At 36.8% G+C, this 25,851-nt stretch carries 17 protein-coding genes and 1 pseudogene; 14 read left to right on the plus strand and 4 right to left on the minus strand.

From position 1 onward, the window contains the following. Nucleotides 1-189 precede the first annotated feature (189 nt). Both WMO14_RS11320 and glgD read left to right on the plus strand, forming a co-directional pair. Nucleotides 190-1,464: a glucose-1-phosphate adenylyltransferase gene (locus WMO14_RS11320; RefSeq protein ID WP_055177438.1), complete on the plus strand. Its 1,275-nt coding sequence runs from the start codon at nt 190-192 to the stop codon at nt 1,462-1,464. Continuing rightward, a complete protein-coding gene (gene glgD / locus WMO14_RS11325; RefSeq protein ID WP_022502515.1) occupies nt 1,461-2,576 on the plus strand; it encodes a glucose-1-phosphate adenylyltransferase subunit GlgD in 1,116 nt (371 codons plus the stop codon). The genes WMO14_RS11320 and glgD overlap by 4 nt, the downstream gene beginning before the upstream one ends. A gap of 97 nt (nt 2,577-2,673) precedes the next feature. On the opposite strand, the gene WMO14_RS11330 is transcribed toward glgD, so the two are convergent. Then, complete coding sequence (locus WMO14_RS11330; protein ID WP_022502514.1) at nt 2,674-3,510, minus strand: helix-turn-helix transcriptional regulator; 837 nt, start codon at nt 3,508-3,510, stop codon at nt 2,674-2,676. 367 nt (nt 3,511-3,877) lie between these two features. On the opposite strand from WMO14_RS11330, the gene WMO14_RS11335 reads away from it, so the two are divergent. The 7 genes and pseudogenes from WMO14_RS11335 to WMO14_RS11365 all read left to right on the plus strand — a co-directional run bounded on the left by WMO14_RS11335 (nt 3,878) and on the right by WMO14_RS11365 (nt 14,433). Then, entirely contained in the window at nt 3,878-4,543 is a 666-nt protein-coding gene (locus tag WMO14_RS11335; protein WP_055306969.1) for an ATP-binding cassette domain-containing protein, read from the plus strand. A gap of 160 nt (nt 4,544-4,703) precedes the next feature. Next, nucleotides 4,704-5,264 carry an aminoacyl-tRNA hydrolase gene (pth, locus tag WMO14_RS11340; protein WP_055306968.1) on the plus strand — a complete coding sequence of 187 codons (561 nt, stop codon included), beginning with the start codon at nt 4,704-4,706 and terminating at the stop codon, nt 5,262-5,264. A gap of 12 nt (nt 5,265-5,276) precedes the next feature. Further along, nucleotides 5,277-8,858 (plus strand): transcription-repair coupling factor, encoded by a 3,582-nt coding sequence (gene mfd, locus WMO14_RS11345; protein WP_349153857.1) that lies wholly within the window; start codon nt 5,277-5,279, stop codon nt 8,856-8,858. A gap of 181 nt (nt 8,859-9,039) precedes the next feature. Next, on the plus strand, nt 9,040-10,017 hold the full coding sequence (locus tag WMO14_RS11350) for an aldolase catalytic domain-containing protein (RefSeq protein ID WP_022502510.1): 978 nt from the start codon (nt 9,040-9,042) through the stop codon (nt 10,015-10,017). 425 nt (nt 10,018-10,442) lie between these two features. After that, nucleotides 10,443-11,474 (plus strand): annotated as a pseudogene (locus WMO14_RS11355) (branched-chain amino acid aminotransferase); the annotation flags it as partial. A gap of 251 nt (nt 11,475-11,725) precedes the next feature. After that, nucleotides 11,726-13,057, plus strand: a complete 1,332-nt coding sequence (locus WMO14_RS11360) for an MATE family efflux transporter (protein WP_349153858.1) — start codon at nt 11,726-11,728, stop codon at nt 13,055-13,057. Between the two features lie 410 nt (nt 13,058-13,467). Next, nucleotides 13,468-14,433, plus strand: coding sequence for a hypothetical protein (locus WMO14_RS11365; protein ID WP_022502507.1), 966 nt, complete (start codon nt 13,468-13,470; stop codon nt 14,431-14,433). Nucleotides 14,434-14,625: 192 nt separating this feature from the next. Here the strand turns inward: WMO14_RS11365 and WMO14_RS11370 are convergent, their stop codons facing one another. Continuing rightward, entirely contained in the window at nt 14,626-14,808 is a 183-nt protein-coding gene (locus WMO14_RS11370) for a hypothetical protein (RefSeq protein WP_022502506.1), read from the minus strand. Between the two features lie 438 nt (nt 14,809-15,246). Here WMO14_RS11370 and WMO14_RS11375 point away from each other — a divergent pair, with 438 nt between their 5' ends. From WMO14_RS11375 to WMO14_RS11385, 3 genes are all read left to right on the plus strand, one after another. Beyond that, the gene (locus WMO14_RS11375) at nt 15,247-20,280 is read left to right on the plus strand and encodes a right-handed parallel beta-helix repeat-containing protein (protein WP_349153859.1); all 5,034 of its coding nucleotides are present in this window, start codon (nt 15,247-15,249) and stop codon (nt 20,278-20,280) included. Nucleotides 20,281-20,443: 163 nt separating this feature from the next. Next, nucleotides 20,444-20,728, plus strand: coding sequence for a hypothetical protein (locus WMO14_RS11380; RefSeq protein WP_022502504.1), 285 nt, complete (start codon nt 20,444-20,446; stop codon nt 20,726-20,728). A 131-nt stretch (nt 20,729-20,859) separates the two neighbouring features. After that, nucleotides 20,860-22,011 carry a CapA family protein gene (locus WMO14_RS11385; RefSeq protein ID WP_055177456.1) on the plus strand — a complete coding sequence of 384 codons (1,152 nt, stop codon included), beginning with the start codon at nt 20,860-20,862 and terminating at the stop codon, nt 22,009-22,011. 324 nt (nt 22,012-22,335) lie between these two features. On the opposite strand, the gene WMO14_RS11390 is transcribed toward WMO14_RS11385, so the two are convergent. Further along, entirely contained in the window at nt 22,336-23,571 is a 1,236-nt protein-coding gene (locus WMO14_RS11390) for an NAD(P)-dependent oxidoreductase (RefSeq protein ID WP_022502502.1), read from the minus strand. A 142-nt stretch (nt 23,572-23,713) separates the two neighbouring features. Next, nucleotides 23,714-24,220 carry a DUF2752 domain-containing protein gene (locus tag WMO14_RS11395; protein ID WP_022502501.1) on the minus strand — a complete coding sequence of 169 codons (507 nt, stop codon included), beginning with the start codon at nt 24,218-24,220 and terminating at the stop codon, nt 23,714-23,716. Between the two features lie 618 nt (nt 24,221-24,838). Here WMO14_RS11395 and WMO14_RS11400 point away from each other — a divergent pair. Both WMO14_RS11400 and atpE read left to right on the plus strand, forming a co-directional pair. Beyond that, nucleotides 24,839-25,525 (plus strand): F0F1 ATP synthase subunit A, encoded by a 687-nt coding sequence (locus WMO14_RS11400; protein WP_022502500.1) that lies wholly within the window; start codon nt 24,839-24,841, stop codon nt 25,523-25,525. Nucleotides 25,526-25,598: 73 nt separating this feature from the next. Beyond that, complete coding sequence (atpE, locus tag WMO14_RS11405) at nt 25,599-25,826, plus strand: ATP synthase F0 subunit C (protein WP_022502499.1); 228 nt, start codon at nt 25,599-25,601, stop codon at nt 25,824-25,826. Nucleotides 25,827-25,851: the final 25 nt, after the last annotated feature.

Here is a 25,851-nt window from a genome sequence, read left to right on the forward strand (position 1 = left end):
TTCAAGTAAGATTATATGCCTAAAAGCTTTTTTTTTCAAATTGTTTTGTTGTTAAGTACATAAAAAATACTGATTAAGAAATTGTACGAAAAATTATCAAAAAAATGCAAAATTATTTTTACTTAATGGAAAATATGTGATATAATTTATACAACTTAAGATAGTAAAATAAACATCAGAGGTGGTAGCATGATTAAAAAAGAAATGATAGCAATGCTGTTAGCTGGTGGACAGGGTAGCAGACTCGGTGTTCTGACGGCTAAGGTTGCGAAACCAGCAGTAGCATTTGGTGGTAAGTACAGAATAATAGACTTTCCATTAAGCAACTGTATTAACTCAGGAATTGATACTGTAGGTGTCCTTACACAGTATCGTCCCCTTCGTCTTAATTCCCATATCGGAATAGGTATTCCTTGGGATCTGGACCGCAATGTAGGTGGTGTAACAGTTCTTCCTCCATATGAGAAGAGTACCAATAGTGAATGGTATACAGGAACTGCTAATGCTATCTACCAGAATCTTGAATATATGGAACAGTACAATCCAGAGTATGTTCTTATATTATCTGGCGACCATATTTACAAGATGGATTATAAGATAATGTTAGATTATCACAAGGCTAATAATGCCGATATTACAATTGCAGCTATGCCTGTTCCAATTGAGGAAGCAAGCAGATTTGGTATAGTTGTTACCGATTCAGACAACAGAATAACAGAATTTGAAGAAAAGCCAGCTAATCCTAAGAGCAATCTTGCTTCAATGGGTATCTACATATTTAAGTGGAGTGTATTAAAGGACGCACTTATTAAGCTTAAGGATCAGCAGGAATGTGATTTTGGTAAGCATGTAATTCCGTATTGCTTCAATAATAATAAGAGGATATTTGCATACGAATATAACAGTTATTGGAAGGATGTAGGAACATTAAGCTCATATTGGGAAGCTAATATGGAACTTATAGATATTATTCCTGTATTTAATCTTTATGAAGAATTCTGGAAGATATATACAAGAACAGATACAATTCCACCACAGTATATTGCGGATAATACATTTATAGAGAAGAGTATTATTGGTGATGGAACAGAAGTATATGGAAGAATATATAATTCAGTAATAGGTTCTGGTGTTACTATCGAAGAAGGTGCCGTAGTCAGAGATTCAATTATTATGAATAATTCTGTTATTGGTAAGAATACAATCGTTAATAAGTCAATAATTGCAGAGGAAGTTGTTATAGGTGACAACGTAGAGCTTGGTGTAGGAGAAGAAGTACCTAATGTTAAACTTCCTAAGATATATAATTCTGGACTTGTAACAATTGGTGAGTGTTCAGTTGTTCCTGATGGAGTTAAGGTTGGAAAGAACACAGCTATATCAGGTGTTACAACTGTTGAAGATTATCCAGATGGATTGTTGCCAAGCGGAGGAATTATTATTAAGGCAGGTGAAGTTGAATGAAAGCAATAGGTATAGTATTAGCAGGTGGTAATAACAGAATGATGCGCGAATTGACTAATAAGAGAGCTATTGCTTCAATGCCTGTTGCAGGAAGCTACAGAGCAATAGATTTCGCACTTAGTAATATGTCGAATTCGCATATCCAGAAGGTTGCAGTAATAACACAGTATAATGCACGCTCACTTAATGAGCATTTAAGCTCATCTAAATGGTGGGATTTTGGTAGAAAACAGGGTGGACTTTATGTGTTCACACCTACTATCACTGCTGAGAGCAGCAGCTGGTACAGAGGAACAGCAGATTCATTGTATCAGAATATAGATTTCTTAAAGTCAAGCCACGAGCCATATGTTGTAATAGCCTCTGGTGATGGAATATATAAGCTTGATTATAACAAGATTCTTCAATATCATATTGAGAAGAAGGCAGATGTTACAGTTGTCGTAAAGAAGCTTGATAACAGAGCAGATATTGGAAGATACGGAGTTGTTGCACTTACAGACGAGGGACGTATAACAGATATTGATGAGAAGCCGTTAGAGACTAATCTTTCAACAGTATCAACAGGTATCTATGTTGTAAGAAGAAGGCTTCTTATTGAACTTCTTGAGAAAGCTGCTGAAGAAGACAGATACGATTTTGTAAGGGATATTCTTGTAAGATACAGAAATATCAAGAAGATATATGGCTATATGCTTGATACATACTGGAATAATATATCATCAGTAGATTCGTATTATAAGACTAATATGGACTTCTTAAAGAGAGATGTAAGAGATTACTTCTTCAAGCAGTATCCGGATATATATTCTAAGGTTGAGGATCTGCCACCAGCTAAGTATAATTATGGGGCAAATGTTTCTAACAGCCTTGTATCCTGTGGCTGTATCGTTAATGGTACAGTGGAGAATTCAGTGCTGTTCAAGAAGATATATATTGGTAATAACGCAGTTGTTAAGAATTCAATAATTATGAATAATGCTTATATAGGTGATAATGCTTATATTGAGAACTGCATAGTTGAAAGCAACAGCACTATAAAAGCTAACTCAAGATATGTTGGCGAGAATGGTGTTAAGATAGTTATTGAGGACAGTCCATCATATTATTAATGCCATTTTGATATTAAATAATTAATAAAAGCCTCCGGTGTATATAACACTGGAGGCTTTGTTAGTTATTTTTATGTGCCGGGAATGCACACTCGCACTATATTCCTTTATTACCCTTTGCTTTGCGGAATTGTGTTGGCGATAAGTGGTTGAGGTGTTTGAAGGCATCACCAAAATAGTTGCTGTTATCATAACCGCATTCAAGTGCAATCTCTGTTATGCTCATATCCGTTTCTAAAAGAAGTTGCTCAGAATGGTTAATTCTTATTGTATTGAGGTATTCCTTAAATCCAAATCCGTTAACAGCTTTAAACTTTTTAGAAAAATAAGATGGGTTCAGATGAAGCATATCAGCTATTTCATCAAGTGTAATATCTTTATTATAATTAAGCATAATATAATTCATAGCCTTTTGTACGGATACATCTGCGATGGATACAGTATCAACAAGGCTTGCAGGGGAAGCAGGCTTGTTATCACAATACCGGCAGAGCAGTATTAACAGATTTTGCAGGTAATTCTTGTATACACAGGGTGAAAGAGCATTACTGTTCTGTCTTTCGTTAATCAGAACACTGAATATAGATAGGAATTCGTGCCTGTGATTATCCGGTATAGAGAAGAAGTGCATATAAAATGTATCTTTAAACTGTTCAAAGCCTAGTATGTCGATAAGGTCGCTTATATAATCGTCAGTGAATTCTATATAAAGGCGTTCGTGATAAGCGTTATTAAGATAAGTGGTCTTATGAAGCACGTTATCAGGAATAAACAATATTGTGCCAGCTTCCATACGGTATGTATTATCGTGTATAAACATATTGCACGAGCCATTCATAAGATAATAAAGCTCATAATATGAATGTGAATGGGCAGAGTGCATAGCATAGGCTGAATTATAAATCTGCTGTGATATTTCAAATCTTGAAGCCATAGAATACCTCTTTCGGTGTTAGGTGTGCTATAGGTAAAAAAGTTATTTTGCTAAGGAATAATAACTTTTATACTTTTAGTATCTGCATTATATGATGTTGGGGTCAAAAGCCCCCACCTATGAGCAAGCTTATGCGGGTTTAGACCCTTTGACTCTGGTATCATTATATAATAATATTACACACGATTAGCTGTAATGTAAATGAATTTATAATTATATATTAATGACAGATTATTAGTGTATACATGTACATTGTGTATATACAATTAGCTTAAAAAGTGTTATTATAAATAAAGCTATAAGTGATTTTAATGTTAAATGATTATAATAGTGAATAACTTTAAAAGAGTAATGAGGAGGTACGCATATGGGTACAGTGGTAAGACTTGAAGATTATTGCAAGTCATTCAAAAGTGCTGAGGTATTAAAGAATATTAACCTGACACTAGAGAGCGGGAAAGTTATAGGACTTAAAGGTAAGAATGGTTCAGGTAAGACAATGCTTATGAGGGCTATAAGCGGGCTTATACTTCCAACATCAGGAAAGGTATACATTAACGATAAGGAGCTTGGCAGGCAGATTTCATTTCCGCCAAGTATAGGGATTTTAATTGAGAATCCTTCATTTATAAGCAATTATACAGGTTTTAAGAACCTAAAGATACTTGCATCTATCCAGAACCGTATTAGTGATGATGAGATAAGAGATGCTATAAGAAAGGTCGGACTTGACCCGGACGATAAGAGAACATTTAAGAAATATTCATTAGGAATGAAGCAGAGATTAGGAATTGCGGCGGCTATAATGGAACGCCCTGATATAGTTATTCTTGATGAGCCTATCAATGCACTTGATGAGGCAGGAGCAGGACTTATAAAGGGACTTTTAGATGAGCTTAAAGCCAATGGTTCACTTATAATAATTGCGTGCCACGACACAGAAGAACTTAACTATCTTTCAGATGAGATATACGAAATCTATGACGGCGAAATCACAGGTCATATAGAACACCCAGACGAAAAAGTATCTTAATGAAATAACTGCCATCAGTCTACTAACCTGATGGCAGTTTATTTTTCCAGCACACCTGATAATACACCCAATAATATATTCAATAATACATTGAATAACCTCCCCAAAATCTGTACAATATAAAATAATTATAAATCCCCACCAAAGGAAGGAACAAAATATGTATATAATAGCAGGATTAGGCAACCCAGGAGCACAATACGCAGGAACAAGACACAATGTTGGTTTCGCCTGCATAGATGAACTTGCCGACCAATATAATATAAGTGTAGACACATCTAAACATAAAGGTCTTATAGGAAAAGGTGTTATAGAAGGACATAAAGTAATTCTTGTAAAGCCTATGACTTATATGAATAATTCAGGCGAGTGTATAAGAGAAGTTATGGATTATTACAAGGCAGATATAGATGATTTAATTGTTATATTTGATGATATAAGCCTTGAACCGGGAAGGTTAAGACTCCGTCCAAAGGGAAGTGCAGGCGGACACAATGGAATTAAGAGCATAATTGCACACCTTGGAAGTGACCAGTTTAAGAGAGTTAAATTCGGAGTTGGGGATAAGCCAAAGGGCTGGGATCTTGCTGACTGGGTTCTTGGAAGATTTCCGGAGGAACTTTATCCAGCTTTAAGAGAGGGAACTAAGAGAGTCTGTGAGGCAGTAGAGTGCATAATGACAGAAGGTATTGAAAGTGGAATGAATAAATTCAATGGATAAGGAGCAGATATTTTGAACACATTTTTTGACCCTGTAAATAATACGGCGGCAGTTGAACAATTAAATAAAGAGCTTGGCAAAGACGGCGGAAGAACTGTGCTTATAAGCGGCTGTATTGATACACAGAAGGTGCACATATCAAGTGCAATAGCATCAGGATATAAGTATATGCTTATTGTTACAAGTGATGAAGCAAAAGCAAGAAAAATGTGTGATGATGCTTCATTTTTTAATAAAGAAGCAATATACTATCCAGCCAAGGATGCCATATTCTATAGTGCGGACGTACACGGCAACCAGATTACAGGCGAGAGATTAAGATGTATAAGCCGTATAATCAACCATAGCAGTACGGGCGAGGGAGTGCTTACAGTTGTTACAACTATGGACGGAATTGCAGACAGGCTCATACCTGTCGAAAGATTTAAGGAGGCAGTTATAACCCTTGATTATTCCAGCGAAATAGAACCAGAGAAGCTGGCAAAGAAGCTGGTGGCTATGGGCTTTGTGCGTACTGGAATGGTGGAGGACAAGGGACAGTTTGCAATACGTGGTGGAATTATAGATATTTTCTCATACACAGATGAAGCACCGGTTAGAATTGAGCTGTGGGATACGGAAGTTGATTCTATAAGAATGTTCGATGTTGAGAGCCAGAGGTCGATTGAAAGGCTCCAAAGCTACAGCATTTTCCCGGCTACTGAATATATATTTACAGAAGATGAGTTAAAAAATGGTCTGTACAATATTAAGAAAGAGTGCGACAGGCAGCTAGAGTGTTTTGATTATGGTAAGAGAAAGCGTACAAAGGAGCAGATTGAGGCCGGTAATAATCTTAACAAGCTTGTTGCAGATGTCGAGCGTACCGGTAATTATGAGAAGTTCACAGATACAATTGTGGCAGATACAGTTGGACTGGCAGAGTATTTTCCAGAGGAGAATACTCTTGTTGTGTTAGACGAGCCTAACAGGCTGAAAGAATGTAATGAGCTGACATTGTATGAATACAACGAGAGTATGAAGAACCGTCTTGCTGCAGGTTATGTGCTTCCAAGCCAGACTAATAAGGTCAAGGCTATGAATGAGATTATCAGTGATTTAAGGAATAATAAAAAGCTTATATTAACGACACTTGATTATAAGCCTGAGGGTTTTGAGATAGATTATTCTATGTACATCACGGCAAGAAGCATAAGCTCATATAATAACAGTTTTGAGTATCTGGCTAAGGATTTGGAAAAGTACAAGAAAAATGGATATACAACAATACTTGTATGCAGTTCAAGAACGAGGGCATTAAGAATAGTTGATGATCTGGGAAAGCTTGGAATTGCCAGCTTTTACAGCGAGGATTTTAATAAGGATTACGGAAGCGGGCTTATTATAGTGACATACGGAAGCCTGCATAAAGGCTTTGAGTATCCTGTTCTTTCATTTGTTGTTATTGCAGAGAATGATATATTCAGTGCAAGAAAGATGAAGAAGCTTAAGAAGAAAAAGCACGATGGAAAGAACATTGCCAGCTTTAACGAACTTAATATAGGCGATTATGTTGTGCACGAGAGCCACGGACTTGGTGTATACAAGGGAATAGAAAAGATACAGGTAGAAGGTGTTGAGAAGGATTATATTAAGATTGCGTATGCGAATAACGGCAATCTATATGTGCTTGCAACACAGCTTGACCGTCTGCAGAAGTACGCTAATCAGGATACGGAGAAAAAGCCTAAGCTTAACAGTCTTGGTGGTGTTGAGTGGAAGAAGACAAAAGCCAAGGTTACAGGGGCAGTTGAGGAAGTGGCTAAAGAGCTTGTAAGGCTTTATGCGATAAGGCAGAAGGTTGAGGGCTACAGATTTTCACAGGATACTGTATGGCAGAAGGAATTTGAGGAAATGTTTCCTTATGAGGAGACAGATGACCAGCTTAATGCCATTGAGGATACCAAGAAGGATATGGAAAGCGGCAGGGTTATGGACAGACTTATATGCGGCGATGTCGGATATGGAAAGACAGAAGTTGCGATAAGAGCTGCATTTAAGGCTATTCAGGACGGCAAGCAGGTGGCTTACCTTGTTCCCACAACAGTGCTTGCAAGCCAGCATTTTTCAACATTTGAGGAGAGAATGAAAGGCTTTCCTGTTAATGTCGGTCAGTTGTCAAGCTTCAGGACAAGTGCACAGAATAAAAAGACGATTGAAGGGCTTAAGAATGGCACGATAGATGTTGTTATAGGAACGCACCGTGTATTGTCAAAGGATGTGCAGTTTAAGGATCTGGGACTGCTTATTATTGATGAGGAACAGCGTTTTGGTGTTGCACATAAAGAAAAGATTAAAGAATTAAAGAACAACATAGACGTTCTTACATTAAGTGCAACTCCTATTCCAAGAACACTTCATATGAGCCTTGTCGGTATTAGGGATATGAGTGTTCTTGAAGAGCCGCCGGTGGACAGACATCCGATACAGACATTTGTTACAGAACATAATGATGAGATGATAAGAGAGGCGGTTACAAGAGAACTTGCACGAAATGGACAGGTGTATTATGTATACAACAAGGTAAGGGACATTGAGGAACGTGCTGAGTATATACAAAATCTTGTTCCTGATGCGGTTGTTGCGTATGCACATGGACAGATGGATAAGCGTATGCTTGAAAAGATTATGTATGAGTTCGTCAATGGAGAGATAGATGTTCTTGTATCTACGACAATTATAGAAACAGGTATGGATATACCTAACTGTAACACTATGATTATAGAAAATGCTGACCAGTTCGGGCTTTCCCAGCTTTACCAGTTAAGGGGAAGAGTTGGACGAAGTACAAGAACGTCATATGCTTTTCTTATGTACAAAAGGGATAAGATGATATCCGAGGTTGCAGAGAAGAGATTAAGTGCTATAAAGGAATTCTCTGACCTTGGTTCGGGATTTAAGATTGCTATGAAAGACCTTGAGATAAGAGGTGCAGGAAATGTGCTTGGAAAGAGCCAGCACGGGCATATGGCGGCAGTAGGTTATGACTTGTATTGTAAAATGCTTAATCAGGCAGTCAATAACTTAAAGGGCATAAAGAACGAATACAGTTTTGAAACTACTGTTGATCTGGAAGTTGATGCATATATTCCAGCTTCATATATTAAGAGCGAATACCAGAAATTAGATATCTATAAAAGGATTGCAGCACTTGAAACGAGGGAAGAATTGTCAGATATGAAAGATGAGCTTTCAGACAGATATGGAAGTATTCCTTCGTGTGCTTCTAATCTTTTGATGGTAGCACTTATAAAGAGCAAGGCACATAAGATAGGAATTATGGAGATTAAGGGCGAAACTGCCGCTAATCCGGCAGGAGGTGCATCTAACTGGAGAACAGTTATGAATATATATCCTAATGCTGATATAGATTCTGATGCAATTCCTAAACTTCTTGAAAGCTTCGGTGGGGCTTTGGATTTTAAAATAAATGGAGTGCCACATTTTATATGGACAGTTACTAAAAGAAAATTTACAAGCCAGAAAGAATACCTTAACGGACTTTTAGATATGATGGATATTATGGAAGATGCAATTAGTACTTTACAAAATTAAATATAGTGGTATAATAATGACAATTTAGCACTTTAAAGTGTAACGCTTTAAAGTATAATAAAATGTGTGCAGAAGCATATCAGGCATATGCAATCTTTTCCTGCACACTGATACTAGATTGAGAACACCCGGTGCGGGAATTATTTTCTTAGCTTTTACCGGGAAAGAATGGAGGATTACTATGGAACAGAAAGGCGAGTTAGTATCATTCAGACCAGATATTAAGGTCGTTGATTGTACACTTAGAGATGGAGGTCTTGTTAACAATTTTGAATTCAGCGAAGATTTTGTGCGCGATTTGTATAAGGCAAATGTAGCCGCAGGCGTTGATTATATGGAATTTGGATATAAGGCATCAAAGGAAGTCTTTAAGGTTGAGGATTACGGCAAGTGGAAGTTCTGCGATGAGAAAGATATAAGAGCTATCGTTGGTGATAATGATACAGACTTAAAGATTTCTGTTATGGCAGACGTAGGAAGAACTGATTACAAGAAGGATATAATTCCTAAGTCTGAAAGTGTTATAGATATGGTAAGGGTAGCTACATATATTAATACTATACCTGCGGCTATAGAGATGATTAATTACTGTGCAGATATGGGATATGAAGTTACTATTAATATTATGGCTATCTCTACAGCAAGTGAGAATGAGTTAGACCTTGCACTTGAACTTCTTGCTGCACAGAGCAAGGCAAGCGTAATCTACCTTGTAGACAGCTACGGTTCACTTTATCCTGAACAGATAAGAAGACTTGCAGATAAATATATCAGGATTGCTGAGAAATACGGAAAGAGAGTTGGTATACATGCACACAATAACCAGCAGCTTGCATTTGCCAATACTATTGAGGCGTGCACAATAGGTGTAAGCTATCTTGATGTTACAATGAGCGGAATGGGCAGAGGTGCAGGCAACTGTTATACAGAGCTTCTTATGGGCTTCTTAAGAAATCCAAAGTACAGAATTTCACCAGTTCTTAAGTTCATTGAAAATCATATGGTTCCACTTAAGAAAGCCGGAGTTGTATGGGGGTGTGACGTCCAGTATATGATTACAGGAAATGCTAACCAGCACCCAAGAACAGCAATCGCATTCACAGGAGAAGGCAGAACAGACTACGACAACTTCTACACACAGATTACAAGCTATGAATGATCGCGAAAGCAATGAGCCGTGCCAGACATAATGTAAAGACACAGTTGTGCTTGCACAAAATTGTGGCTTTGCATTATGTCTGATAGGGCGAACGCCCGCGTGTCCAGTGCGGCGAAGCGGCGCTGGACTAATAGCGCGGCTCAAAAAGCTGTAAAATACATAAAAAATATACTTGTGAAATTATTAGATAGGCAAAATTTATTGACTTATATAAAATGTGGGTATAAAATATCCCTAATTTAATTAATCGATGGGATCCATTATAGTAAACACCAAAGAAAGAGTGTTATGCCAAGGGGTCAGCGTATTTACTGGTTGTCAGCGGTGTTGTAAGGACATTTTACAGCAAAGCAGACATTTATGGCTGGTATTGTAGAAGCTCCTGACAGTAAGGTGAGTAGACTGTCGAATACGAAAGGAAGTATAAAGTTATGGCAAAGAAAGATATTGATTGGTCTAATTTAGGATTTGGCTATGTAAAGACTGATAAGAGATTCGTAGCTAATTATAAGAATGGAGCATGGGATAATGGTGTTATCACAGATGATGATAAAGTCGTTATCAGCGAATGTGCTGGTGTATTACAGTATTCACAGTCATGTTTTGAAGGTATGAAGGCATACACAACAGAGAATGGTCACACAGTTATTTTCAGACCAGATATGAACGCAAGCAGAATGGCAGATTCTTGTAGAAGACTTGAAATGCCAGTATTCCCAGAAGATAAGTTCGTAGAAGCTATTGCTGAAACAGTAAGAGCTAATGAGGACTGGGTACCACCTTATGGTTCAGGTGCATCACTTTATATCCGTCCATATATGTTCGGAAGCAATCCAGTTATAGGTGTTAAGCCTGCTGATGAATATCAGTTCAGAGTATTTACAACACCTGTTGGACCATACTTCAAGGGCGGTGCTAAGCCACTTACAATCAAGGTTTCAGATTTTGATAGAGCAGCACCACACGGAACAGGTCATATCAAGGCTGGTCTTAACTATGCAATGAGCCTTCACGCAATCGTAACAGCTCACGCAGAAGGATATGCTGAGAATATGTATCTTGACCCAGCTACAAGAACTAAGGTTGAAGAGACAGGCGGAGCTAACTTCCTCTTTGTTACTAAGGACGGCAAGGTTGTAACACCTAAGTCAGATAGTATCTTACCATCTATCACAAGACGTTCATTAGTACACGTTGCTAAGGAATACCTTGGACTTGAAGTTGAAGAAAGAGAAGTTCTCTTTGATGAAGTTAAGGACTTTGCTGAATGTGGTCTTTGCGGTACAGCAGCAGTTATCTCTCCTGTAGGAAAGATAGTTGATCACGGCAAGGAAATCTGCTTACCAAGTGGTATGGACGAGATGGGACCAGTAACTAAGAAGTTATACGAAACACTCACAGGTATCCAGATGGGCAGAATCGAAGCTCCTAAGGGCTGGATTTACACAGTAGACTAATATTGCTGATGGTTAACAGGCTGGTTAGAAGCTTAGATAACTGGTTTATAGATGTTTATTACAGCTGATAATGTAATTATTATATTCGGTCAGAATGTTAAAAGTACGTTCTGACCGAATTTTTGTGTGATAAATGTATGATTGGTGATGGGGTTAAAGGCATATTCTGCAGCTCTTTAATATAAGCTGTGCAGAATAGTTGTGCAATTAACACTTACACCATAAAATGAAAATATAGATGGAGTAAACATATGTTGTTTAGTAGTAAAGATTTAAGGAAGCTTATAATTCCGCTCATGTTTGAACAGCTTCTTGCAGTGCTTGTTGGACTTGTTGACACACTTATGGTATCACAGTCAGGAGAAGCGGCAGTTGCAGGAGTTGCACTTGTTGATAATATCAACAGGCTTATCATACAGGTTATGGCAGCACTTGCGACAGGTGGAGCTGTTGTCTGCAGTCAATATATAGGTAAAGGCAGGGATGATGAATCAAGAAAGTCAGGAGCACAGCTTGAGACCGTTTTGTTAATATTTTCAGTTATAATGACAGCATTTTCAGTTTCATTTACAAGACCATTACTTAAGGTGATATTCGGAACTGTTGAAGATTCAGTTATGGATTGTGCTGTGTTATATTTTGTGATAACAGCCCTTTCATATCCTTTCCTTGGAATGTACAATGCAGGAGCTGCAATATTCAGGAGCGTAGGCAACAGTAAGGTAAGTATGAATATAAGCATACTTATGAATGTGATTAATGTAGCTGGAAATGCTTTGTTTGTATTCGTATTTAAGTGGAGTGTAGCTGGTGTTGCACTGTCAACAGCGCTTAGCCGTGTTGCAGCTGGAATAGTTATGACAGTACTTGTATGCGGAAAGACTAATCCGATAAGAATAGATCATATAAAATATTTTGTTCCAGACTGGATATATATAAAGAAGATTCTGACAATAGGAATTCCATCAGGCATAGAAAATGGTATGTTCCAGATAGGAAAGCTTATGGTTGTAAGTATGGTTGCAACATTTGGAACAGCATCTACAGCCGCTAATTCGGTTGGCTATACAGTTATCGATTTTGCAAATATTCCGGCTTCATCTATGGGACTTGCACTTATCACAGTTGTTGGACAGTGCATAGGTGCCGGTGAGAAAGAACAGGCAAAAATGTATACTAAAAAAGTGCTTAAATATGCGTATTTCGGCGACTGGATATGTAATATTCCATTATTCTTCTTAGCACCATTTATTGCTTCGTGGTTTAACTTATCAGGTGAGGCAACACAGATTACAGTAATGATTTTAAGATGCTTTAATGTGGTTTCATTATTTATATGGCCGCTTTCATTTACATTATCCAATCCATTAAGAGCGGCGGGAGATGTAAAATTCACAATGACAGCAAGTATTATCTCGATGTGGCTGTTCAGGGTCGGAAGCAGCTACGTCCTTGGCGTAATGCTTGGAATGGGAGTTCTTGGCGTATGGATAGGAATGTTCATTGACTGGGCAGCAAGGTCAGTATGCTTTGTTGCAAGGTTTGTTAGTGGAAGATGGCTTAAGAGAGGGTCATTGGCATAATTATGTAATTAATAGGCGTTTGCGAAACTCAGCAAAATTGATTGTTATTTGTACTGTGAACACAAGTAACCGCAATCACCTAATGTAATTAATAAAGAGAGGTATTATCGGGCCTATGGTATGGGCTTTCTTGACTGGCCAGGTGTGCACGGAAGGAAAGTCCATTTGAGTGGTCTGGCAATGCCTTTTTGTTTTTTAAATATTCTATTGCAATACATAGTGATATGTGGTATTCTATTTATATAGTATCTAATCTAAATATAATAATGTTTGATAGTAATATGTGGCAACCATATCGGAACTATATATGAAATCTAATGGCAATTCGCCAATATAATTCCAATATTTAAAATTTTAGTGCGAATAACTGACTATGGTGGATAAATGATAACCAATGAAAAGGAGGTTTAATGAAGTATCAGAGAGTAACCACACATCTTGCAGAAACAATGTCAAAGCTTGATGTAGATAAAGCAATGAGAGACGACTATGCTAAATGTATATTGGCAGACCCGCAGATATTAGCCAATATAGTAAAAGTAATAGTGCCAGAATTCAGGGAATACAGCATAAAAGACATAATTCCCTGCATAGGAGAGACAATAGTATCACTTACAGTTCCGGAAAAGCTGTGCATTAAAATTGAAAGTGATGGAACCGAAGACGTAGATATAAAAGATGGAAAAATTATTTACGACATAAGATTTCCATTGTATTATAATAATAGAACAATTAAAATACTTGTAAATGTTGAGGCACAGAAAAGTATTTCATATACAAAGCTTGGTTATCATATCGAATCAAGAATGGTGTATTATATGGCAAGACTAGTGTCTTCACAGAAAAATGTAGAATTCATAAAATCAAACTATGATGACATCAAAGATGTATACAGCATATGGATATGTATGGATACAGAAGCCGATGAAGACTCTATAATAGAATTAGGCTTGCAGCCAAGAGTAATCTATGGCAATACAAGCTGGCTTCCACAGCGAAGCATAATGAATGGAGCGGTTATAAGAATAAGAAGCAGAGCAGATGTCGAAGAATCAAAAAATAGGCTTATAGCAATGCTAGAAGTATTATTTTCTGGCAGGGCAAGACAGGATAAGATGAACCAGTTAGAAGAATACGGACTTGAGATGACAACAGAATTAGAAGGGTGTGTGAATGATATGTGTAACATAAGTGATTTGCTGGTAGAAGAAAGCGAGGAACGCGGAGAAAGACGAGGAATGGAACGAGGGGAGAAACAGGCGCGTCTTGACAGCATAAGAACATTAATGAGAAAGTTGAATCAGACAGCAGAAGAGGCAATGGATACACTGGATATAGAGGAAAAAGATAGGGAGACGTATAGAAAGCTGCTATAAATGCAGAAATAAAGAATCTGGTATTAATAAATTGTAATCTGGTAAAATAATGAATTAATTCTTGTTACATTAATTAGAGCATAGTCATAATAAATATAATAACGTCAGTAGTAGAAGGATATAAAGAAAAGTTGGCTGACAGACAGTAAGAGGGTTGTTGCTGCGGCAGCCCTCTTACTATGTTATTACGGATTAAATACCATCTTCATCTTCAGCATCATAATCTCTGCCGTTAGGGAAAAGTAAGGAATCATCGGAAAGTTCTTTTTTCATTTCATCGTAATCCTCTTTGACGGCTTTATATGGGGAATCTAAATCTGTATCATAACTCCAGCCAGCTTCCTCCATTTCATCTAACATCTCTTTTTTAGTCATATAAATTTCACCTCCGTTGTTTATAATTATAATTTTTATATTGGATATATTCAAGTTATACAATGTGATAATACTATTTGCTTGGTTATAAAAACGCACATAAAGTATATGTAGATAACTGCAAAAGAGCTTTTGAATTCAGTCGTACCGGTATACAATTAAAATTTAAGAGGTTTTTCATACAATTTTCATTACTTTTGTACAAATTATCTAAAATAAAACTGTATATACCGCCGAAAATATAAAAAATACCCAATGGGCATCTTGACCCACCAAGTTGGTTGTGCTAATATTAACTCAACTTTTGAGGTATTGGATAAAGGTTTAGTGCATAGTGACTAATATAGTGAATGAAAGCTGTATTCTATATTACTATGTGCAAGCCTTTTTCGTATCTGATTAAAAGTGCGTATTAATGAAGAAGGAGGAATCCTAGTTATGAGGATTAAAAAAGAAGTTAGGAAGATTGTCGCTTCTGTATTAGCTTTCTTAATGGTTGTAAGCCTTATTCCGGTTAATAGTCTTATGACAAAAGCTAATGCAGCTTCAAAAACTACTTTTGAAGGTGGAAAGACAGTCGAAGACGGAACTTGGAAAGGATGGACCTGGAATGTATTTGGTAGCAGTACAGATGTGACAAAGGCATTTGCTACAGATACAGGAAATGGAGGAGTTACATTAGAAGTAACAGGTGATAAAGGTAAGATTAATGGTTCAGCTAGTGATCAGGGATTAAATACATTCTTGTATGAACTTGATAAATCTTATGATTTTACAATCACAGCACAGGCTAAGGTTGATACATTAGCAGCAAATGCTCAGGCAGCCTTTGGTTTAACAATTAGAGATAATGTGGGAGCACATGGAAATACTGCAAAGTTAACAGCAGATAAGAATAATTTTGCATTTGTTGGTGGATATGGTAATCAGGCAGCAAGTGGACATGGTAATGCTGGATATAAGACAACAGCATTGGCACATACAAGATTAGGTGAATCACCAGAAGTAGGTGGAACATACGACCTTGCTATTCAGAAGGTTGGAGATAGTGTTAAACTTTATTTTAATGGTGAAGTTGCTGCAGAGTGTTCAGCAGATGATTTAATTACAGATAATGCAATGTATGTTGGATTATTTGCTGCAAGAAATGCTAAGGTTACATTTAATAATGTTAAGTTAGCTTACACACAGGACAGCTCATCAGTAAAGGTAACAACAAATGTTACAGCACCTAAGAAGACAACATACTGTGCTGGTAATACATATGAAGATGTTGATTTGACAGGCTTTAAGGCTACAGTATCAGTTGATGGAAAAGAAAGAGAAATCACAGCATCAGATTGTGTTGTTGATATGAGCAATGACCCATTTGCAGAAGTTACAGATGCTGGAAAGCTTAATCTTTTATATCTTGGACAGACAATAGAAGTGCCAATAACAGTTATCAAAGAAGTAGTATCTGATATGTATATTGAATATATGCCAGTTAAGACAGATTATATGGTAACTGATACAGCTCTTGATTTTACAGGATTAGTAGGTAAAGTTGTATATAATAGTGGTAGAACCTTCGATTTAAAGACACTTATTGATAGTAATGATACTAATACAAAAGTAAGTGATGTTGATTTCACAACTGCTGGAAACAAAGAAGTAACAGTAAGCCATACATATGGTGATGTTACAAAGGAAGTTGTTATTCCTATAAGCGTATCAGATGCAACAGTTAAGAATATTACAATAACATCACCTAACACAACAAGATTTTATACAGACACAGAATATGATGCAGATGCTTATGTAGAAGGTCTTACAATAACAGCTGATTATTCAGATGGTTCAGCTAAGGTTATTCAGGGTACAGATTCAGTTAAGGCTTATGTAAAGGCTAAGGCTGCTGAACTTGATACAACTAAGGCAGGCGAGTACACATATGTAGTAGAATACAATGGTGCTAAGGCTGAATATACACTTGAAGTTGTTAAACCTACAGTACATTCACTTAAAGTAGATGTATATCCAACAACTACTACATACGTTAAGGGTGCTGACTTTAGTGCAGACGGACTTGAAGTAGTTGCTGTATATGATAGTGGACGAGAAGAGAAAGTCGCTGAATCAGATGTTAAGGTTGATTCATCAGCATACAAGAAAGATGAAACAGGAACATATGATATTAAGATTTCTGCAACAGTAGATGGAAAGGCGCTTGAAACAACAATTCAGGCAACAGTAAGAGATAAGAAAGAATTTAAGTTTGAAGATCTTACTTGGAATTCAATTATATTTGGTCAGTCTATCGACAAAAAGGCAATGACAATAAATACTGCTACTGAAGGTTCAGTTATAATTGAAGCACCAGAAGGAAAAGGTAAGTGTACAGATGATGGACAGGATGGTATAGCTTATTATTATACAAAGTTAGATGCTAAGAATGATAACTTTGATATAACAGCTAACGTAACAGTTAATTACTTTATTACAAAGACAGCTCCTGATAATCAGGAAGGTTTTGGTATTATGGTAAGAGATTCTAACGGTACAGATGGTGATTCATCAATCTACTACTCTAATTCAATTGCAGTTGGTGGATATTATGGACAGGTAAATGTATTCGGTAGATATGGTGTTACAGATGGAGATGCATCTAATAGACATAATATTACAAGATTTAGCAAGATTGGTAAATCGTTAAAGTATCAGATTACAGAAGATAAACCACAGACATATGAATTAAGATTAAAGAAAGACAATTCAGGTATATATGCCTGGATGAAGGATATAGCAACAGGCAAATATGTAGAAGGTTCAAGTGTTACAAGTGAAGTAACGGGTGAGACTAATCCAGGTGGTGAGTTAGAGAATATCTTCTATTACTTACCAGCAGATACATTCTCAACAATAGATGAAAATAATATGTATCTTGGTTTCTTTGCAGCAAGAGGTGCTAAGATTACAGTTGATACATCATCAGTTGTACTTAATGTAACAGACAGAGCAGCAGATGCTCCACAGACATTTGACAAGCCAGCAGCTACAAAACCAGGTGTATCACAGACAACACTTAGTCAGACTTCATCAGAAAGCTATACATATGGTGTATCTGTTAATACTAAGGGACTTCTTACAATTAAGCAGAATGGCAAGACAATTGAAAGCCAGAAGTTAGTAGAAAAAGGAACATATACATTTGATACAACATTAATTGTTGGTGATAACAGATTTCAGGCATACTTTGAACCAGATGCAACACAGAATATAACATCATCAGCTCCAGTTGTAATGAATGCAACAGTTAACCGTAGAATAATTGCTCCAGTTAAGGAAGCTATATATTGTTCTCCAACAGGTACTTCATCAGCAGCAGGTACTAAGGAAGATCCATTAGATGTTCAGACAGCATTAACATATTGTCAGGCTGGTCAGGCTGTATATGCACTTGGTGGTACATACAATCTTAAGAAGACTACAGGTGTATGGCATGGCAATGATGGTACTGGTGAAGATGGAATGAAATATTTTATGGCAGCACCAGATAATACAGAAGATGTAGTATTTGATTTTGGCGGAAGCTTTGTAGATAGTAAGTTCGTATCTAATACATTTGATTTATCAGGTGATTACTGGTATGTAAGTGGTATGAAGTTCGGCAATGGCGGCGGTGTTAGACTTGGTGGCAGCCACAACATTGTAGAGAATTGTGATTTCTATGGTCACTCTAATTCAGGACTTTCAGTATCAAGAACTGATGGTTCTAATAATAAGGCAGATTGGCCTTCATACAACCAGATAATTAATTGTAACGCATATAATAATAGTGATAAGTCACAGAACAATGCAGATGGTTTCGCTGCTAAGCTTACTTGTGGTGAAGGCAATGTATTTAAGGGTTGTATAGCAGCATACAACGCTGATGATGGATGGGATCTCTTCTCTAAGGGCGCAACAGGAGCAATTGGAGCAGTAGAAATCTATGACAGCGTATGCTACGGTAATGGTATGTTATATTACAATGGTGCATTACATGACTCAAAGGGTGATGGTAATGGATTTAAGATGGGTGGTTCTGGTATAGCAGTTAATCACAAGATATATAACAGCTACTCATTTGGTAATACAGCTAATGGATTTACTAACAACTCAGATCCTATGGGAACTTATGTTAACTTAGTAGGTTATAATAATGGTGGTTCTAACTTAGAATTACATGTATATACAGGTGATGAACCTCAGTTTACAGTAGAGAATGTTAAGTCTTACTCAGATGATACATACAAGGAAATTGTAGATGCAGAAGGTAAGGCATTACTTAATAAGACAGATAAGGAAGCAAAGGAAGATGTAATCAGCCGTTACTATTCACTCGAAAGTTTCTTTATTAACAAGAATGGCGAGTCAGTTAATAGTGAAGGTGCAAAGCTTACAGCAGAAGATTTCAAGAACCTTAGCAATTTCAAGGATATCGTTAATGGTGGCATTGAAGCAATGCCAGAAGAAAAGGATGGCAAAGTCATCTTAGGTGATTTCCTCCAGTTCGTAGAGGGTAGACCAGAAGAGCATGTATGGGGTGAGTGGACAGTTAAGACAGCACCAACATGTACAGAAAAGGGTGTTGAACACAGATTATGTACTAAGTGTGATGCTGAACAGACAAGGGAAATAGATGCTTTAGGACATGATTTCAGCGATGAATTTACAGTTGATAAAGCACCTACAGTATTAGAAGAAGGTTCTAAGTCTCGTCATTGTAAACACGAAGGCTGTGCTGAGAAGGTAGATGTTACTTCAATTGCCAAGCTTACACCAGATACAGTTGCTTCAGGTGATATGAAAGACATCGTAAGTGTTGTAGTAGATACTGATGACATAGAGTTTACAGAAGCAGAAAAAGAGGCAATTGCTAATGGTGCTGATGTAAAGATTGAAGTTGATGTTAAGAATATTGCTGACAGCGTAACTGCTAAAGATAAGAATGCAGTAGAAGGTATTATATCTGGTAATTATGTAGTTGGTTCATATTTCGATATAAGCATTATATTATCAGTTGGTAACGATAAGAGAACAATAACATCTACAGATAAGAAGATTGAATTTACAATTGCTCTTCCAGAAAATCTTATTAATACAGATTCTACAGTAACAAGAACTTATAAGATTGTGAGAGTACACGATGGTGAAACAACTATCCTTGATACAGCATTTGATGCAGCAACAGGTAAACTTACATTTAAGTCAGATAAGTTCTCAACATATGCAATCATCTATAGTGATGCTAAGACTGAAGGCTCTGGAGAGGTTATAGATAATCCATCTACAAGTGAGCCAGCAGCTGGTAATCCAGAAACAGGTGAGAGCACAGCAACAGGTGATACAACTAACTCAGTAGTATATGTAATCTTAATGATTATGAGTGTTATGGCACTTGCAGGTGTATTCTTCTATGAGAAGAAGAGAAAAGGATTATCAAGATAATTAAAAAGTTTATCCGGTTAACCTAATATATAGTAACAAAAACTGCCGCTTTATGATTAACATAAAGTGGCAGTTTTATTTTTTTATAGATTTTTTGATTCTTATGTGATAAAATTTAGTCTGAAAAAGTGAATTGAAACTATAATAAAAGAGGTGTTATGCGATGAGTGAAGTTTCAACAATGGAAAGAGTAATTCGTTCTGATGTATCAATGGAAGAATGTAAGAAGATAGAGAAGGTTCTTAGAAAGAACAATATTTCATATTTTGAAAGATGGAAGTTACATACAGGACTTCTTAGATTTCTTAATAATGATAAGAATGCCAAATGTGATATTTTAGTTCATATGGATTCCTTTGAGAGAGCTAAAGCACTGCTTGCGGCAGGAGGCGTTATGGACGAATCAGTCAGTGAACATAAGGATTCAAAGAACTCTAAGAATAAATAATTGTTAAGAATAAATGATTGATAGTAATAAGTAATTGTGAATAATCAATAATTGATAATAATCAATAATTATTTATGAATGATTGAACGAGAACAGAATACATATAGGTCAGGAATGGAGAATACTATATAATGAGAAAGAGCATAGTGAAAAATGCTTTAAAAAAGAAATCAGCTGTTATTATAGCTGTCATTATAAGTGTGTTGTTTGTATCGGGGTGTGGGAAATCATCAGGTGTAAGCAATAATGATGTATTAGATACAAGCGAGGTTTCAACACGGGAAGAAACAACAGTTGATACACACCCGTTTGACATAACAATGACGTTTACAGGTGATATTAACATTGCGGAGGGTGAGCCGACAACTAAAGAACTTGATAAGAATAACGGAGATATTACTAAATGTATATCGCCAGAGCTTATAAAGTATATGAAAGATGCAGATATTACATTGGTTAATAACGAATTCTGCTACAGTGACAGAGGTGCACCTCTTGCTAATAAAATGTGGACATTCAGAGCTGGTCCAGAGAGAGCAAAGGTGCTTAATGCACTTGGAGTAGATGTTGCACAGCTTGCTAATAATCACGTATATGATTATGGACAGGAGGCAATGTATGATACATTTTCTGCTTTAGAAGCAGTTGGAATTCCGTATGTTGGAGCTGGAAGAACGCTTGAAGAAGCAATGAAACCATATTATACAGAAGTTGACGGTAAGAAGATAGCTATTGTGGCAGCTTCAAGAGCTGAAAAGTATAAGATGACACCACAGGCTACAGATACTACGCCAGGAATACTCAGATGTTATGATACGGAGTTATTTGTCCAGACGATTAAAGAGGCCAGAGCTAATGCAGATTATGTAGTTGCGGTTGTCCACTGGGGTACTGAGCATACAACTGTGCTTGAGGACGTTCAGAGGTCTAGCGCAAGGGAATATATAGATGCAGGAGCAGATGTTATCATCGGCGGTCACAGCCATTGCCTTCAGGGTATAGAGTATTATGAGGATAAACCTATATTCTATAGTCTTGGTAATTTCTGGTTCGATGAATATAATGTTGATACAATGCTCGTTAATATCAGAATAAGTGGCAATGATTATGGTGATAAAATTGATGTATCAGTAGTGCCAGCTGTTCAGGACGGTACATTACAGGGCTGTGTGACACATATATGCACACAGGAAGAAGATAAAAGCAGAATATTCAGCCTTCTTAATAAGGTGAGTATTAATGCAAATGTGGCAGATGACGGAACAGTTACGCAGGTGAAATAGGTCTGTTGGCATAACGGATGGTATATGGCTTGAGTGGCGGCTCGTATCAGGGGCTTACGCCAGAATATTTAATTGGATATTGTTATAAAACAGATTGCAAAGAAAACCGCGGTTATTATCAAAAGTCAGGTACTTTGAGCACGCCGGTACTTAGGTGCTGTATTTTAGCACCTTAGTATCCGCTGCGTGCGAGAGTAGCGAGAGCGTGCCTGACGTTGATGATAACCGCGATTTTATTTACTGTCGTCTGTTAGTTATTACTGTTATTTAGCTAAAGCATTTATTAGTGTCATATATTGAATGACTATCGTGAAGCAATGTGTATTAGTCTGTAGTATCTTTAAGCGACTGCATATATTCATGCATAGATTCTGCAACAATCTTACTATGTGCCACAGCCTCTACAACAGTTCTTGCCCCATTAACGACATCACCAGATGCGAATATTCCCGGGCGTGATGTATGACCTGTTTCGTCAGCTTCAAGAAGACCACGTTTATTGGCATTTAAGCCTTTAGTGCTGTTGACAAGTCTTGTCATTGGTCCCTGGCTTATTGAGATAATAACGCTGTCTGATTCATATAATGTGTCGCTTCCATCTACATCAGTGAATGAGCCATCTTCATTTTCTATTACATCTCTGAATATTACGCCGTTATCTTTAATCTCAACTGGTCGTTTGTTATATTCAAATTCAACACCTTCAAGAGTGGCGTAGCTGAATTCGTACTGGCTGGCAGCTACTTCTTTAGTGATAGAGAAGCAGGTTAGCCTGCGGACACCTTTTCTTATCGCTGTTCTTGCAACGTCCATAGCAGCATTACCAGCACCGATTACGATTACACGTTCTCCAAGCTTATAGCTGTCGGGGTTGTTAAGATAGTTAATTCCAAAGTGGACATTTCCAAATGTCTCGCCCTTTATGTGAAGTGTGTTAGGATTCCATACGCCAGTTCCTACGAATATAGACTTATAACCATCACGGAATAAATCTTCAATAGTTATTGCACTTCCTATAAGAGTATTAGGACGTACCTTGATACCCTTTAATTCAAGATGGCGGTATTCGATATCGTCAAGAACTGATTTGGGAAGACGAAATTCAGGAATACCATATCTTAAGACACCGCCAATTTTGTCCTTGCCCTCAAATATAGTTACCTGATAGCCATATCTTGCCAGGATAATAGCGATTGTAATTCCAGCAGGACCTGAACCGATAATAGCTACACGCATACCATTAGATGGCTTAGGACCTTCTGTCATTTTGTTAGCATATGTAGTTGAGATATAATTCTCTATTGTTGAAAAATGTACAGGTGCTCCCTTACGTCCAAGAACACAATGCCCCTCGCATTGGTTTTCGTGGTTACAGACAAGACTGCATACAGTTGTAAGAGGATTATTTTCAAAAAGCATTTTACCTGCTTCATCAAGCTTGTTCTCTTTGAGTAACTTAATTGCCAGTGGAATGTTGGTGCTTATAGGGCAGCCTTTCTGACACTGTGGAACTTTGCATTGAAGACAACGATTGGCTTCATCCATAACATGTAATGCCATATATACCTGCTTTCTGCGCTAGTGCGCCATATAATAATAACCAGAATATATAGTCAGCAGGAAATGTTAGTGCCAACTAATATTCTGGTTATATTCTAGCATATGTGATTGCTTATTAAAAGAATAGATAATCTTTTCACAATTATTTGAAGATATTTCTGAATAATCTAACCAATATTGATTGTGAAGGTGCTAATGTGACTATAGTATCTGTGGTATTTAACATTCGTAGTACATACACGGCGATAAATAGCACCGCAGATAATATAAAGATACAATTCAACAGGCGGCTTAACCTGACGGAAGGCTTAATACGTCTGGTATTAACTATATATACGATAACACTTATTAATAGCACTGGAAGTGTAAGGACAAGAGGGTGATAATTAAGTGCAGCGTGTGTATCACCGTGAAGAATTGCAAGCACAGCTCTCGTCATACCGCAGGCTGGGCAGGAAATGCCTGTTATGAATTTAATAGGACAGCCAATATGGGTAAAATAGAGTAGTATAATAATAAGGAAGAAACAGGCTGATAATTTGAAAATGTTCCAGTAAGAAGATGTTCTGATGTTATGCCAGCGTATTGATGATTTAACAGGGTGTGAGCCGGCAGTTGTATTGTGCTGTGGGTTCAATGAATGTTTCATATTCTTAATAAAATCCTTAATATTAATAAAATTCTTAATATAATAAGTTACATTGTTAGAAATTATAATTGCCAATTATAGGTGCAAGTTAATTAATAAATATATAACAAATAGTGAAAAATATTACATATACACCTTGATAATAACGATAAGTTATATATTTTAATAAATTTTTAATTTTTGTGCATTTTACTCTATACAATTGTATTTTTAATGTATTTTCTTCTTATTATATAACATAATGGTATGTCTGCATACATTTTTTATATATGTTATAAATGATAAAACATAAAGAATTCTATGTAAAATATTAAAAAATAAATAAATGACCGATGGTCAGTATTGCTTGATATTCCTTAATTGTACTAACTTTTATACATAATAAATGCTGTATCATAAAGTCAGATAATACATATATTTTTATGTAATATTAGAAAATTATCATATCCATAATTAATTGAGATAACAAGTTAATGTACTAATATACATACATAGATTTGTATAATATGTTAAGATTAAAAAGTTAAGATTGTTAAAAATTAATTTATTTGCTTTACATTTCCATAAAATGGGTATAAACTTCGCAGTGAGAAAAAGAAAGGATAAGGAGATGGTTTTTTGAATGATTTAGCACAGAATCTTATTGAAGAGCTTCAATGTGAGACCGTCTTTACGATTCCTATTTTGGGTGGAATACCAGTATCTGAGGCAGTTGTGGTCACATGGATCATTATGGCAGTCCTGGTTGTAGTTTCATTTATACTGACCCGAAATCTTAAGGTGGATCATATAAGTAAAAGACAGGCTGTTGCTGAAAGCATAGTTACAGGTCTTATGAAGATGGTTCAAGGAATGGTTGGCGAGAAGGGTAAGGCTTATGTGCCGTATCTTACAACAGTTATGTTATATATTGGTGTTTCCAATATTATCGGACTGTTTGGATTTAAGTCCCCAACAAAGGACTTAAGAGTAACGGTAGCACTGGCACTTATGAGTATTATTCTTATTGAAGCTGCTGGTATCTATCACAAGGGTGTTAAGCGTTGGTTACACGGCTTTGTTGAGCCGGTTGCAATCGTAACACCAATTAACATTCTCGAAGTTGTTACAAAGCCACTTTCACTTTGTATGCGACTTTTCGGTAATGTATTAGGAGCTTTCGTTATTATGGAGCTTCTGAAAATGATACTTCCGGTAGGACTTCCGGTTGTGTTCAGTCTGTACTTCGATATATTTGATGGTTTACTTCAGGCATACGTATTTGTATTCCTTACATCATTGTATATTGATGAGATTACAGAATAATTAATTAAGAAAGCTTGTTGTGTAGGCAGATAGCCTATATATGAGTATATGTTAAGAAAAAGGAGATAAGATTATGAGTGGAACAATTATAGCTATTGGCGCAGGTATCGCCGTATTAGGTTCATTTGGTGCAGGTATTGGTATTGGTATAGCAACTGGTAGAGCTTCAGAAGCTGTTGCAAGACAGCCAGAGGCAGAAGGTAAGATTACAAAGACACTTATTCTTGGTAGTGCGTTGGCAGAGGCTACTGCTATTTACGGTTTCGTTATCGCCCTTATGATTATCGTTATGCTTGCTTAAGCATAATAAAAGCCTGCTTTGGCAG

The organism is Lachnospira rogosae (ex Hitch et al. 2025), from assembly GCF_040096455.1.
Lineage (GTDB): Bacteria > Bacillota > Clostridia > Lachnospirales > Lachnospiraceae > Lachnospira > Lachnospira rogosae.